Raw genomic sequence first — 13,505 nt, forward strand, 5'->3', positions numbered from 1 at the left:
AATCCGAGCGGCTCGGAGCCGGCGAACAACGAGTCCGCCGGCCCCTGATGAGCACCCTGTCAGGCGAAGACGTCCTGCTGGTACCGGCCGGACGCTTCCAGCGACCGCAACCACTCGTCCGCCTGCTCCGCCCCGGCCCCGGTCCGGCTCCGATAGATCGCGGCCAGCTCGCTGCGGACCGCCGGCGCCATCCGCGCCCCGTCCCCGCACAGGTACACGTGCGCCCCCTGCTCCAGCAGCTCCCACACCTGGTCACCCGCCTCCGCGAGCGCCTCCTGCACATACCGGTGCGGGTGCCCGTCCACCGCCGAGAACGCGAGGTGCAGTTCGGCGACCCCGTCCTGCGCCCACTTCTCCATCTCCTCCCGGTACAGCCAGTCGTGCTGCGGGTGGCGGCAGCCGTAGAACACCTTGACGGCACCGCACGGCGCCTGGAGCGCCCGCTCCTGGAGGAAGCCGCGCAGCGGCGCGAAGCCGGTTCCCGGACCGATCAGGATCATCGGCGTGGCCGGGTCGGCCGGGGGCCGGAACGGCGGTGCGGGCACTCGCACGTGCCCGTAGAAGATGTCGCCCTCGGTCAGCCCCGCCAGGTACTGCGAGCACATCCCCCGGTAGCGGCCCTGTCCCGTCCGGGACGGCCCGTCCACCAGGCCGACCGTGATCGTGACCGCGGCCGGGTCGACCTTCGGCGACGACGAGATCGAGTAGAACCGCGGCCGGATCGTGCCGACCAGCTCCAGGAAGACCGCGAACGGCAGTTCGATCGCGGGGAAGCGCTCGAGCAGGGAGAGGACCGAGACGCGCTTGGCCAGGATCTCGTTCGCGTACGTCTCGTTCGCCGCGGGCGTGTCCGCGGTCCAGGCGGCCAGCTGCCGGGTCGTCCACGGGCACTGGGTGTGTTCGGCGAGGATGGCGAGCTGGCCGCGGGTGGCCGGCTCCTGCAGCTCGACGAAGTCGGTGAGCAGCAGTCCGGCGGTGATCGGGACCCCGATCGGCAGGCCGGTTCGCCGGTCGCCGCCCTGACCGAGACGGATCACCATGTCGCGGGTGACGCGCAGGGTGTGCAGCGCCCAGTCGACCAGCTCCGGGTCGTTCTTCGCGTAGACCGCGAGGTGGTCGCCGGCCTCGTACGTCATGCCCTCGGGGAGACGCACGGTGATCGCCTTGACGCCCGGCCGGGGCGCCTCCCTGCTGAAGTCCCACAGCCCGTCCGCGTCGCCGACCAGCTCACGCACCGCCTCGACCATGATCGGGTGGGCGTTGCCGGACACCACGGCCGGTCGCACCTGGTCCTCGCCGAGCACCTCGACGGTGTATCGCGGACCGGACACCTCGGCGGCGGTCGCGCCGAACGAGGCGGCGAGCGCCGTCCACAGCCGCTCCGACCAGGCGGTGGCCATGCCGTCGAAGTCGCCGGCGGCGTCCGTCTCACCTCGTTCGACCAGCTCGGTGGCGCCGGCGACGGCCAGCTTCTCCGCGACCCGCTTGGGGAACGCCTGGTAGGTGGCCCACTGCGTGTTGCCGTTGCCGAGCACCGCGAACGAGACCCCGGCGAGGGCGCCGGCGGGAAGGTCCACGAGGTCGAACCGCTGCGCGTTGTCCGGCGCCTTGCCGTTGTAGCTGGACGTCACGACGGTGAGCAGCCCGTCGGTCGGCAGGTCGTCGGCGAGTTCGTCGAGCGTCTGCACGGTCACGTCGAAGCCGGAGCGCCGTGCCCGGTCGGCGAGCTGCTGGGCGAGGTCCTCGGAGGTGCCCAGGTTGGAGCCGTAGGCGACTCTCATCCGTACACCCGAAGCCTGCACCTGGGCCGAGGCGGTCGCCGGCGCCTCGTCGGCGACCGCGACCGTGGCGAGCCTCTGGTGGTCCTGCCGCGGCCGGATCCGCAGGGTGAATTCCTGCGGCTTGATCGTCAGGGTCTGCTTGATGTTGAGCTGGTGGCCCTGCGGGTCGGAGATGACGAACCGGCGCAGGATCAGCGCGAGCGCGAGGCGCGCCTCGGTGAGGGCGAACTGCCGGCCGATGCAGGCCCGTTCCCCGTTGCCGAACGGCTTGTAGGCGTGCGGGTGGTGCGTGGCCTTGGCCTCCGGCAGCCACCGGTCGATGTCGAAGGTCTCCGGGTCGGTCCAGGCCGACGGGTGGGTGTGCAGGGGCTTCATCAGTACGGCGATCTTCTGGTTCGCCGGGATCGCATACCGCCCGCCGAGGGTCGTGTCCTCCCGCGCGGCCAGGCCGATCGCGGTGATCGGCGAGTGCAGCCGGAGCGTCTCGTCGAGGATCCGCGGGATCACGTCCAGCTTCATGATCGTCTCGTAGGTCGGCTCGGTGTCGCCGGGCAGCATCCGGTCCACCTCGGCGTAGGCCTGCGCGAGGACGTGCGGGTTGCGCATCAGGTGGTGCAGCGCGAAGGAGAGGGTGCCGCTGGTGGTCTCGTGGCCCGCGATCAGGAAGGTGAGCACCTGGTTGCGGATGTTCTCGTCGGAGAGCCGCTCTCCGGTGAGCGGGTCGGTGGCGTCGAGCATGAGGCCGAGGAGGTCCCGCGACTTGTCGTTGGTCTGCCGGCGCGCGCGGATCACCTCGTCCACCGTGGCCTGCATGATGGAGATGTCGGCCCGGTACGCCGCGTCGGCGCGCCGCTTCAGCCCGGTGACCACCGGCAGCTGCCGGGTCCGGTCCATCGCCTCGGTCAGGGCGTTCCCCATGGCCTGCAGGAACGGGTGGAGCTCCGGCTGCTCGAAGGACTTGAAGCGCTGCCCGAACCCGGCGAGGGCGATGGTGTCCAGCGTCAGCCGGGTCATGTCGTCGGTGACGTCGACATCCGTCTTCCCGTCCCACGCCGCGACGAGGTCCTCGGCGACTTCGAGCATCTGCGGGAAGTACGCCTTCATCGACCGCTGGCTGAACGCCGGCAGCAGGATCCGGTGCGCCTGACCCCAGGCCGGCTCCTCCTGCCGCGCGGTGAAGAGGCCGTCCCCGGCGAAGTCCCGAACGTGCGCGAGCGGCGGGTCGATCGGCTTGTAGAAGCGGGACTCGTCGCACACCTCGGTGACCAGGTCCGGGTCGTAGACCAGGACGACGTGCCGGCCGGCCATGTTGAGCTTGAAGAGGCCGCCGGGGTGGCGGGCGGCGAGGTCGGCGAAGAACTGGTGCGTTCCCTCCACCGGGACCTGCAGTCCGTTGCCGACGATGGGCAGGCCACGCGGGGTGGGGATGGGGGCGTTCGTTTCCACTTGGCTCCTCCGCCATACGGTGTATGGCTGTACCATACGGCGTATGGCTGTGGGTGCAAATTCAGTTGATCAACGTTTAACAAAAGATCTGATCTTGTCGACCGCGCTGGAGATGGTCGACGCCGACGGCATCCAGGCTCTGAGCATGCGCAAGCTGGCAGCACTACTCGGAGTGAACCCGATGTCGCTCTACCACCATGTGACGAACAAGGCAGCCGTGGTCGACGGAATTACTCGGCTCGTCACGGAGGGTGCTCGACACATCGCAGTCGGACCGGGCACGTGGCAGGAGCAGCTGACCCGGCTCGCCTACGAGTTCCGCGCCCTGAGCCTGGCCCACCCGCACCTGATGCGGCACGCCTTCGCCGACGACGACTTCATCCAGCGGCGCGGCCCGATGTGGCAATCACTCTGCGTGGTGCTGCGCAGCGCCGGACTGCCCGATCCCGAGGTGGAGCAGACCGGCGCCGTCCTGGCGGTGATGGTGGGCGGATTGTTACTGACCGAAGTCAACGGGACGATGCAGCGCCTGATCGGCACCGGGGAGGCGGACGACGCCGGCTTCGCCCTCGCCGTGAGCCTGCTCGTGGACGGAATCGAGGCCCGCCTGGGCGCCTGACCCGCTCGTCGTCATCACGGTGAAACACGGAACGGTTACACGTCGGAAACTTCCAAATGCGAGCATCTCCGGGCGCACCCAGGAGGTTCCTTTGTTCCTCAGCCGGCACGAGCAGGACCGACTGCTCATCCACGTGGCCGCCGACGTCGCTCAGAAGCGGCGCGACCGCGGACTCAAGCTGAACCATCCCGAGGCCACCGCGATCATCACCGCCTTCCTGCTGGAGGGGGCGCGCGACGGCAGAAGCGTCGTCGAGCTGATGGACGCCGGGCGCCGGGTGCTCACCCGCGACGACGTCCTGGAGGGAGTGCCCGAGATGCTCGCCGAGGTGCAGGTGGAGGCCACCTTCCCGGACGGCACCAAGCTGGTCACCGTCCACGGGCCGATCTCGTGATCCCGGGCGAGGTCCTCCTCGGCGACGGCACGATCGCGATCAATCCGGGCCGGACGACGCTGATCCTGACCGTCCACAACATCGGCGACCGGCCGGTGCAGGTCGGCTCGCACTTCCACTTCGCCGAGTCGAACGCGGCCCTGGAGTTCGACCGCACCGCCGCCTGGGGCCACCGGCTCGGCGTCCCGGCCGGCACCTCGGTCCGTTTCGAACCGGGCATGCCCCGCGACGTCACCCTGGTCCCGCTCGCCGGCAACCGGGTGGTGCCGGGCCTGCGCGGCCTGGCCGCCGGCCCGCTGGACCGCGGAGAGCCGGCATGACCTCGCTGGACCGCGACCGGTACGCGGCGCTCTACGGACCGACCGCCGGCGACCGGATCCGGCTCGCCGACACGAACCTGCTGATCGAGATCGAAGAGGACCGCAGCGCCGGGCCGGCCCCCGGTGACGAGGTCGTCTTCGGCGGCGGCAAGGTGATCCGCGAGTCGATGGGCCAGTCCCGGGTCACCCGCGCCGAGGGCGCGCCGGACACCGTGATCACCGGCGTGGTCGTGCTCGACCACTGGGGCATCGTCAAGGCCGATGTCGGCATCCGCGACGGGCGGATCACCGCGATCGGCAAGGCCGGAAACCCGGACACCATGGACGGCGTGCACCCGGCCCTGATGATCGGCGCCAGCACCGAGATCATCGCGGGCAACGGCAAGATCCTGACGGCCGGGGCGATCGACAGTCACGTGCACCTGATCAGCCCGACCATCCTGGACACCGCGATCGCGTCCGGCATCACCACGATCATCGGCGGCGGGACCGGCCCGGCCGAGGGCACCAAGGCGACCACCGTCACGCCGAACGCCTGGCACCTCGCGCGGATGCTCGAGGCGATCGACACGTTCCCGATCAACGTGCTGCTGCTCGGCAAGGGCAACACCGTCTCCGAGGAGTCCATGTGGGAGCAGCTCCGGGGCGGTGCGGGCGGCTTCAAACTGCACGAGGACTGGGGTACGACGCCAGCCGCGATCGACGCCTGCCTCAAGGTGTGTGACGCCTCCGGCGTCCAGGCGGCGATCCACACGGACACCCTGAACGAGGCCGGGTTCGTCGAGGAGACGATCCGGGCGATCGGCGGGCGGTCGATCCACGCCTACCACACCGAAGGCGCCGGGGGCGGCCACGCGCCGGACATCATCACCGTGGCGTCGCACCCCAACGTACTGCCGTCGTCGACGAACCCGACCCGGCCGTACACCCGGAACACCCTCGCCGAGCACCTCGACATGCTGATGGTCTGCCACCACCTGAACTCGGCGGTGCCGGAGGACCTGGCCTTCGCGGAGAGCCGGATCCGGCCGTCGACGATGGCGGCCGAGGATCTGCTGCACGACCTCGGGGCGATCTCGATGATCGGGTCCGACTCGCAGGCGATGGGGCGGGTCGGCGAAGTGATCATGCGGACCTGGCAGACGGCGCACGTCATGAAGGCGCGCCGCGGCGCGCTGGCCGGCGACGGGCGGGCCGACAACAACCGGGCCAAGAGGTACGTCGCCAAGTACACGATCTGCCCGGCCGTCGCACACGGGATGGCGAGCCAGGTCGGGTCGGTCGAGGAGGGCAAACTCGCCGACCTGGTGCTCTGGGATCCGGCCTTCTTCGGCGTGCGGCCGGCTCTGGTGATCAAGGGCGGAATGATCGCGTACGCGCAGATGGGCGACGCGAACGCGTCGATCCCGACGCCGCAGCCGATGCTGCCGCGCCCGATGTTCGGCTCCTACGGTGTCGTCCCGGCGCAGACCTCGCTCGCGTTCGTCGCCCCGGCGGCCATCGACGCGCTGCTCGGCGACCGGATCGGGGTGAAGCGCACGCTGGTCCCGGTCGGCGACACGCGATCGGTCGGCAAGACCGACATGCCGCTGAACGACGCGATGCCGCGGATCGAGGTCAGCGCCGACACGTTCGAGGTCCGGATCGACGGCGAGGTCGTCGAGCCCGATCCGGTCACCGAACTGCCCATGGCCCAGCGGTACTTCCTGTTCTGACGAGCACAGCCCGATGAGTCTCGCCACGCTGCTGCTGCTCGCCGACGGACGGCTGCCGTCCGGCGGGCACGCGCACTCGGCCGGTCTGGAGGCCCAGGTCTCCGCCGGCCGGGTGCGGTCCGTCGCCGACCTGGACGGGTTCCTCCGCGGCAAGCTGGCGACCAGCGCGCTCGTCTCGGCGGCGTTCGCGGCGGCGGCCTGTGCCGCGCCCGCGGCCTTCGCGGGGCTCGACGCCGGACTCGACGCCCGGACCCCGTCGCCGGCGCTGCGGAAGGCGTCGCGGGCGCAGGGACGGGCGCTGCTGCGGGCCGGACGGGCGATGTGGCCGGTCGCCGCGATCGGCCGCGAACCCCATCAGCCGGTCGCGCTCGGCGCGCTGGCGTCGGCCGCCGGGCTGTCGCCCCACGAGGCGGCGGTCGCGGCGGCGCACGGCACGATCACCGGCTCGGCCAGCGCGGCGGTCCGGCTGCTGGGACTCGATCCGTACGCGGTGCACGCGCTGCTGGCGCGACTCGCCCCCGAATGCGACCGGATCGCGGAACTCGCCGCGGCCCGGTCCGGTGACCCGGTCGACGAACTGCCGGCCGCGGGCGCTCCCCTGCTCGACATCGGCGCCGAGCATCACGCCACCTGGGAGGTGCGTCTCTTTGCATCCTGAACCGCAGCATCCTGAACCGCAGCATCCTGAACCGCAGCATTCTGAACCGCAGCATCTTGAGCCGCACGAACACGGCCCCGATGAGGTTCCGCACACGCACCCCGATCCGGGTGTCGACCCGCACGCCCCCCTGCACAGCGGCCCGCGGGCCCTGCGCGTCGGCATCGGCGGGCCGGTCGGCTCCGGCAAGACCGCCCTGGTGGCGGCGCTCTGCCGGGCGCTCGGCGAACAGCTGCGGCTGGCCGTCGTGACGAACGACATCTACACCACCGAGGACGCGGACTTCCTGCTGCGCAACGGGGTTCTCCCGGCGGAGCGGATCCGGGCGGTGGAGACCGGCTGCTGCCCGCACACCGCGATCCGGGACGACATCTCGGCCAACCTCGACGCGGTGGAGGACCTGGAGTCCTCGCTCGGGCCGCTGGACCTGGTGCTGGTGGAGAGCGGCGGAGACAACCTGACCGCCACGTTCAGCAAGGGTCTGATCGACCGGCAGATCTTCGTGATCGATGTGTCCGGGGGCGACAAGGTGCCGCGCAAGGGCGGGCCGGGGGTGACCACCGCGGACCTCCTCGTGATCAACAAGACTGATCTGGCGCCGCTGGTGAACGCGGATCTCTCGGTGATGGAACGGGACGCGAAGGCCCGCCGGCACGAGCTGCCGACGGTCTTCCTGTCCCTGGCCGAGGACAGGGCCGCGGCGCCGGTCGCCGACTGGATCCGCGGCCTGGTGGCGGCCCGCGAGCACGGACGAGAGCTGTAGAGGGAGCGCCGGTTTGAAGGCTGAGGCACGGGTCGTCGCGGAGTCGGACGGGCTCGGCGGCACCCGGCTCGCGGTGTTGCGCGGACAGTCGCCGCTGCTGCTGCGGCAGACCGGACCCCGGGTGGCCGGTGGCGTCACCGTGCATCTCGTCGGTGGCGCCGCGGGTCCGTTGCGCGGTGACGAGCTGCGGCTGGACATCGAGGTCGGCCCCGGGGCCTGGCTGGAGCTGCTCAGTGTCGCCGCGCAGCTCGCGCTCCCGGGGCGGCCCGCGCCGGCCTCCCGGTTGACGATCAACGCGACGGTCGCGGCGGGTGGGACGCTGCGGTGGATCCCGGAGCCGCTGATCGCCGCCGCCGGCTGCGATCACCTCGCGATCACCAGGGTCGCGGTGGCGGCGGGTGGGGCGCTGTTGTGGCGCGACGACCTGGTCTGCGGCCGGCACGGTGAGGACCCCGGCGACTTCGTCGCTGACACCCTGATCAGGTACGACGGCAGCACCCTGCACCGGCACGAGCTCGCCGTCGGCCCCCGCGCGGCGGGCTGGAACGGCGCCGCGGTGCTCGGCGACGCCCGCGCCCTCGGCACCGTCGTCACGGCGGGTCCGGCCACCCTGACCGCCGGATCGGCCACGCCGAACGCGGCGGTCATGCCGCTCGCGGGGCCGGGCCTGCTGGCGACCGCGGTCGACGCGGACATCCGTGCGGTCCGCGCGGTCCTCGACCCGTTCTGCGCCGCTCACCCGACGGCGAAGGCGCCCGTCCCGGCCTGACCCGGTCGTCAGTGGGCCGGGTCGACGATGGTCATGCCCGCGACCGTCGCCTGGTCGAAGCCGGGCAGCAGCGACGCCGCCTCGTCGAGCCCGACGGTGCGTTCGATCAAGCGCTGGGGTTGCAGCACACCGCGCTCGATCAGCGCCAGCATGCCCGGATAGTCGGCCGCCGCCATCCCGTGGCTGCCCAGCAGATCGAGTTCCCAGCCGATCACCCGCGACATCGGCACCCGCGGGTGCCCGCCGACCGGCGGCAGCAGGCCGATCTGGACGTGCCGGCCCCGGCGGCGCAGGCTGAGGATCGCGTCGGCGCACGCCTGCTCGCTGCCGACCGCGTCGACGGCGACGTGGCCGCCACCGCCGGTGAGTTCCGCGACCGCGGCCGGGAGGTCGGCGTCACCGACGCGCAGGGTGTGCTCCGCGCCGAGCGCGGCGGCCACGGCCAGCGCCTCCGGATTCCGGTCCACCGCGATCACCCGGCCGCCCAGGGCGCGGGCGATCATCACGGCGCTCAGCCCCACGCCGCCCGCGCCGACCACGGTCACCCACTCCCCCTCGGCGACCCTCGCGCGGCCGGCCAGGGCGCGGTAGGCCGTGGCGAACCGGCAGCCGAGACTCGCCGCGGCCGCGAAGCCGACCTGTTCGGGGATGGCCACCAGGTTGGTGTCGGCGGCGTGCAGCACGACGTACCCGGCGAACGACCCCCAGTGGGTGAACCCCGGCTGCCGCTGGTCGGGGCAGATCTGCGCCTGCCCGCTCCGGCACCACTCGCACCGGCCGCAGCCGCAGACGAACGGGACGGTCACCCGGTCGCCAACCGTCCAGCGGCCGACCCCCGGGCCCACCTGGGTCACCACACCGGCGAGTTCATGGCCCGGCACGTGCGGGAAGACGATCTCGTCGTCGTGGCCCGCCCAGCCGTGCCAGTCGCTGCGGCAGATCCCGGTGGCCATCACCCGGACCACCACCCCGCCGGGCGGGGCCGTGGGATCGGGAACCTCCCGGACCTCGGGCCGGGCACGGACGGCATCGATGACTACGGCACGCATCGGTACATCGTGCGGCGGTACGTCGTACCGCCGCAATCGGCTCCGCGCACAGCGGCGCGGGAGCCGCCCGCGGACCTCAGGCGGCGACCGCGATGGGTACGCCGTGGCTGTCGGTCAGCGCGAGCCGCGTGTGCAGATTGCCCTGTTGCTGCACCTTCGCGAAGTATTCGCTGCGGCGCCGCTGCAGACATCCCTTTCGGGTACGCGGTCCGCCGGCCGCGACGGTGAGCAACTCCGGCGCGAGCGAGCTGTTCAGGCCCTCCCGCAGCAGCCGCAGCGCTTCGGTCCGGAGCTGGGAGATCCGCGACTCGGTCACCCCGAGCCGGGCCGCGACCTCGCTGAGCGGCTGTTCCTGCAGGAACGACTCCTCCACGACCTGGCGCAGGCGCTCGGGCAGCGCCTGGATGGCCTGGTGCAGATAGCCCAGGCGTTCCCGCTTGAGCAGCAGGTCCTCGGGCCCCTCGGACAGCTCCGGCACCATCTCCTCAGCCGCCCCGGTGGGGAAGCCCTGCAGGCTCAGCAACGACGCCTTCTGCACGTCGTCCTCGACGCTCGCCAGCTCGGAGACCCCGACGCCGAGCATCTCGGCCACCTCGGCGTCGCTGGGGGTTCGCCCGAGCGCGGCGGTGAGCTCCTGGCGGGCGGTGGCCGCACGCCGCGCCCTGGCCCGCACCGATCGGCTCGCCCAGTCCTGACCCCGGAGTTCGTCCAGCAGCGCGCCCCGGATCCGCACGGCGGCGAAGCGGTGGAAGGGGATCCCGCGGGTCACGTCGAAGGAACGAGCCGCTCCGAGCAGTGCCGCGAACCCGGCTGAGGAGAGGTCGTCCGCGTGGACGTGGCCGGGCACCCGGTTGAGCAATTCCCGAACCAGGTGGCCAACCATCGGCATGTTCTCGCGGATCAGGTCCTCGATGTCGCGCGCGGAGGGCGCGTCATGAGTGATGCCGATGGCGGCGGGGACTTGGGTCGTGGCGGTCACGTAGTCCTCCTCGCTCGTACGAACCGGCTGGTGAACCGGCTGACGAGAAGAACACTTGCCGCCTTCGGGTGCAGTGGGGCCCGAACTCAGTTGCTTTTGTGGAGTTTTTTCGCATAAACCCTCAGGTCCGGCAGATCACTGCAAAAAAACGACCCGCTCGGCCGGGGCTGGCCTGCGGGTCGTCTCTCTATGTTGGGAAATCTTCAGTGCAGCGACGGGACACACATCGTCACGACCTCTGCGAGCGCCGTCTGCACCCAGCGCATCCGGCGGACCGCCACGTCGGGGTGATCACCGAACTCGGTGGCCACGCCGGCGGCGCATCCATCGCTGCCGTACAGGAGGATCATGTTGGTGATCGCCTCCTCCACGGCAATGCGGCTGGGGCACTCAGACGGCTGCAGGCACGAGACGAAAAGTGCCTCGGCGGCCAGATCCTTCACAGTGCTGATCATTGTCGAACTCCCCGTTGCGACGACCTGCTTGTTTGGTCCGGCCGACGCTCACGCGGACGCAGACATGGCCGCCGTTCTCAGCCCCACGGTGATCACCATGATCCCCGTGAGGCGCCTGCCGGTTGGCAGCCACGCCGTGCGAAAGCACCGCAATCCCGGCAGTAGAAGTTCGGTTGAGCAACACGCTGAACCGGGGCGGATCAAAGCAGAGCGTCTGTCGTTTCTCGATCCCACCGTAACGCGGCTCACACCGATTCGACCTCTTGTTTTCTCAGCCCCGGCGAACCCTGCCGGGTCGGCCGATCACGCCCGACCCGATCGGCTCACTCGTCGACGATATCCACACAGTCGACCACGTCGCAGCCGTCCACCGACGTGCCCGGCGCCGGCGGCGGTTCCACGGCCGGACTGCTGGTGGAGGTCGACGCCACGGTCGTCGGTGTCGGCGAATCGCCCGGCTTCGGCGGGATGGTGTCGGTCGGCCCACCGGTCGGATCGTCGCCGCCGTTGATCGGCGCCGACGAGTTGCTCGACCCGGGAGCCGGGGTGGTCGTCGTGGTCGCGGCCGGCGCGCCGCTGGTGGGCGTGATGTGCACGATGCCGCCCGGGTCGACGGAGATGCCGGGCGTCGGCGTGGACTCCGACGCCGGCGCGCCGAGCCGGACCGTGCCGTCGGAGAGCTGCTCCACCGGCCGGGACGGCTCGCCCGGCTCGCTGGACACGTACGCCTGACAGTTCTTCCCATTCAGCTGGAAGAGCATCGGGGCGGCGTTGCTCTGCGCGAACCGTCCGGTGATCTGCAGGGTGGTGTTCTTCTGCGGCTCGAGCGGGCCGGCCGACTGGACGGTGACCGCGCGCTGGTCCTGGGTCAGGTCGACCTTGCCCTGGCCGGAGATCGTCTGGTCGCCCGGCATCAGGAACCAGAGTTTCCAATTGTCGACCGGCTTGTCGTCCCGGTTGGCGAGGGTCACCTGGGCCTTGAACCGGCCGTTGCCCTGCGACCAGACGGCGTAACTGACGATGCAGTTGCCGGCCGCCGGAACCAGGCTGGGGCCGGGCGTGACCGCGTTGGCCCGATCGTCGCCCTCGGTCAGGCCGGCGGCCAGGCTCCAGCCGTACGTCAGCGCGCTGATCAGCGCGACGGTGCCCGCCACCACCAGGGCGCGGCGGGCCTGGAGCTGCTTCCGGCTGCGGGCCGGGGGGCGATTGTCCGCCGGGGCGGTCGACGGCCCACCGGCTCCGGGACGCAGCTGCGGGCCCCGCGGGCCGATCTCCTGGTAAGCGGGCGGAAGCGCCGCGGCGGCAGCGGCCGCCGGTCCCAGCCCGGCGTAGGGGTAGCCCGACGGAAGGATCGTGGTGTCCTCGCCGCTGTCCTCCCAGCCACCGTGGAAGCCGCTGTTGCCCGGCATCGGGGCGCCCGCCGCGACGGCGGCCAGCAGGTGCGCCACCTCGGCGGTCGGCGGGCGGTCCGCCGGGCGCTTCTCCAGGCAACGGCCGACCAGCGCGTCGACCTCGTGCGGCAGCCCGTCGACCGGCGGCAGCGGATCGGGCTCCACGTACTGGTGGGCGCGGAGCAGGGCCGTGGTGGTGCCCACGTCCCACGGGAGCTGACCGATCAGCATGCGGTAGATCAGCAGGCCGACCGCGTAGACGTCGGTGGCCGGGCTGACCTGGCCGCCCTCCAGGCGCTCGGGCGCCAGGTAGGCCGGGGTGCCGAGCAGACTGCCGTCCGGGTCGGTGTCGTTCTCCCCGATCAGGGCGGAGATGCCGAAGTCGACCACCTTCGCCCCGGACTGGGTGAGCATGACGTTGGCCGGGGTGACGTCGCGGTGCACGATCCCGCGCGCGTGCGCGGCGGCCAGGGCGGCCGCCACGTCGGCGCTGATCCGCACGGCGCTGTTCCACGGCAGGGTCCGGACCCGGGCCAGCACGGCGGCGAGCGACTCGCCGTCGACGAGCTCCATCACGACGTACGGCACGGGCTCGCCGTCGATCGTGGTGGCCTCGCCGTAGTCGTAGACGTTGGTGATGTGCGGGTGACTCAGCCGCGCCGCGGCCTGGGCCTCCGCGCGCAGCCGTCGACGGAAGGAGGGATCGGCGCTGGTGGACGGGGGCAGGACCTTGACGGCGACCTGACGCCCCAGCACTTCGTCGAACCCTCGCCAAACCACTGACATCCCGCCGGCTCCGAGCCGCTCCACCAGCCGGTATCGGCCGGCGAGCAGACCCGAACCGGGCAGGTCCGTCGTGCTCATGTGCCCCCACATGCGCGCTTCGAGGAAACGCCGGACCGCACCGCCATGCTGTCCAACGCCGGGCGAGTCGGGCCCGCCATCGGATCCCGAGCATCTCCCATCGACGGCGAGGATGTTAGTACCTATCGCCCCTCAGTTCGACCCATCAGCACGCGATCTACCAGGCAATAATTACGGTCAGTTGGATCAGCCGAGCGGCGCGTGCAGTTACCCGAAAGGGCAGGAAAGCGCTTTCCTACGCAGGTCCACACAAGATTGCCCGCTTCGTCGGAACTTGCGGTTTCAACTTCCCGGGTCACCCC

General features: G+C 71.4%; 12 protein-coding genes. 7 read left to right on the forward strand and 5 right to left on the reverse strand.

What is annotated here, in order from left to right; translation table 11 throughout:
* Nucleotides 1–59: 59 nt before the first annotated feature.
* A complete protein-coding gene (locus CHC09_RS31440) occupies nucleotides 60–3,227 on the reverse strand; it encodes a bifunctional cytochrome P450/NADPH--P450 reductase (protein WP_203833264.1) in 3,168 nt (1,055 codons plus the stop codon).
* A gap of 43 nt (nucleotides 3,228–3,270) precedes the next feature.
* On the opposite strand from CHC09_RS31440, the gene CHC09_RS31445 reads away from it, so the two are divergent.
* From CHC09_RS31445 to CHC09_RS31475, 7 genes are all read left to right on the forward strand, one after another.
* Nucleotides 3,271–3,846 (forward strand): TetR/AcrR family transcriptional regulator, encoded by a 576-nt coding sequence (locus CHC09_RS31445; protein WP_179277359.1) that lies wholly within the window; start codon nucleotides 3,271–3,273, stop codon nucleotides 3,844–3,846.
* Between the two features lie 91 nt (nucleotides 3,847–3,937).
* Nucleotides 3,938–4,240 (forward strand): urease subunit gamma, encoded by a 303-nt coding sequence (locus CHC09_RS31450; RefSeq protein ID WP_089296871.1) that lies wholly within the window; start codon nucleotides 3,938–3,940, stop codon nucleotides 4,238–4,240.
* Complete coding sequence (locus CHC09_RS31455; protein ID WP_089296872.1) at nucleotides 4,237–4,560, forward strand: urease subunit beta; 324 nt, start codon at nucleotides 4,237–4,239, stop codon at nucleotides 4,558–4,560. Before CHC09_RS31450 ends, CHC09_RS31455 begins: the two co-directional genes overlap by 4 nt.
* Nucleotides 4,557–6,275, forward strand: coding sequence for an urease subunit alpha (locus CHC09_RS31460; RefSeq protein WP_089296873.1), 1,719 nt, complete (start codon nucleotides 4,557–4,559; stop codon nucleotides 6,273–6,275). Before CHC09_RS31455 ends, CHC09_RS31460 begins: the two co-directional genes overlap by 4 nt.
* A gap of 13 nt (nucleotides 6,276–6,288) precedes the next feature.
* On the forward strand, nucleotides 6,289–6,933 hold the full coding sequence (locus CHC09_RS31465) for an urease accessory protein UreF (protein ID WP_089296874.1): 645 nt from the start codon (nucleotides 6,289–6,291) through the stop codon (nucleotides 6,931–6,933).
* On the forward strand, nucleotides 6,923–7,696 hold the full coding sequence (gene ureG, locus CHC09_RS31470; protein WP_089296875.1) for an urease accessory protein UreG: 774 nt from the start codon (nucleotides 6,923–6,925) through the stop codon (nucleotides 7,694–7,696). The genes CHC09_RS31465 and ureG overlap by 11 nt, the downstream gene beginning before the upstream one ends.
* A gap of 13 nt (nucleotides 7,697–7,709) precedes the next feature.
* Complete coding sequence (locus tag CHC09_RS31475) at nucleotides 7,710–8,465, forward strand: urease accessory protein UreD (RefSeq protein WP_089296876.1); 756 nt, start codon at nucleotides 7,710–7,712, stop codon at nucleotides 8,463–8,465.
* Between the two features lie 8 nt (nucleotides 8,466–8,473).
* Here the strand turns inward: CHC09_RS31475 and CHC09_RS31480 are convergent, their stop codons facing one another.
* From CHC09_RS31480 to CHC09_RS31495, 4 genes are all read right to left on the reverse strand, one after another.
* Nucleotides 8,474–9,514: an alcohol dehydrogenase catalytic domain-containing protein gene (locus CHC09_RS31480; protein WP_089296877.1), complete on the reverse strand. Its 1,041-nt coding sequence runs from the start codon at nucleotides 9,512–9,514 to the stop codon at nucleotides 8,474–8,476.
* Between the two features lie 76 nt (nucleotides 9,515–9,590).
* Entirely contained in the window at nucleotides 9,591–10,493 is a 903-nt protein-coding gene (locus CHC09_RS31485) for a sigma-70 family RNA polymerase sigma factor (RefSeq protein ID WP_089296878.1), read from the reverse strand.
* 203 nt (nucleotides 10,494–10,696) lie between these two features.
* Nucleotides 10,697–10,948, reverse strand: a complete 252-nt coding sequence (locus tag CHC09_RS31490; RefSeq protein WP_089296879.1) for a hypothetical protein — start codon at nucleotides 10,946–10,948, stop codon at nucleotides 10,697–10,699.
* Nucleotides 10,949–11,271: 323 nt separating this feature from the next.
* Nucleotides 11,272–13,203 (reverse strand): serine/threonine-protein kinase, encoded by a 1,932-nt coding sequence (locus tag CHC09_RS31495; protein WP_239138588.1) that lies wholly within the window; start codon nucleotides 13,201–13,203, stop codon nucleotides 11,272–11,274.
* Between the last annotated feature and the right edge of the window lie 302 nt (nucleotides 13,204–13,505).

The sequence above is a fragment of the Actinoplanes regularis genome (assembly GCF_900188005.1).
In the GTDB taxonomy this organism is placed as follows: domain Bacteria; phylum Actinomycetota; class Actinomycetes; order Mycobacteriales; family Micromonosporaceae; genus Actinoplanes; species Actinoplanes regularis.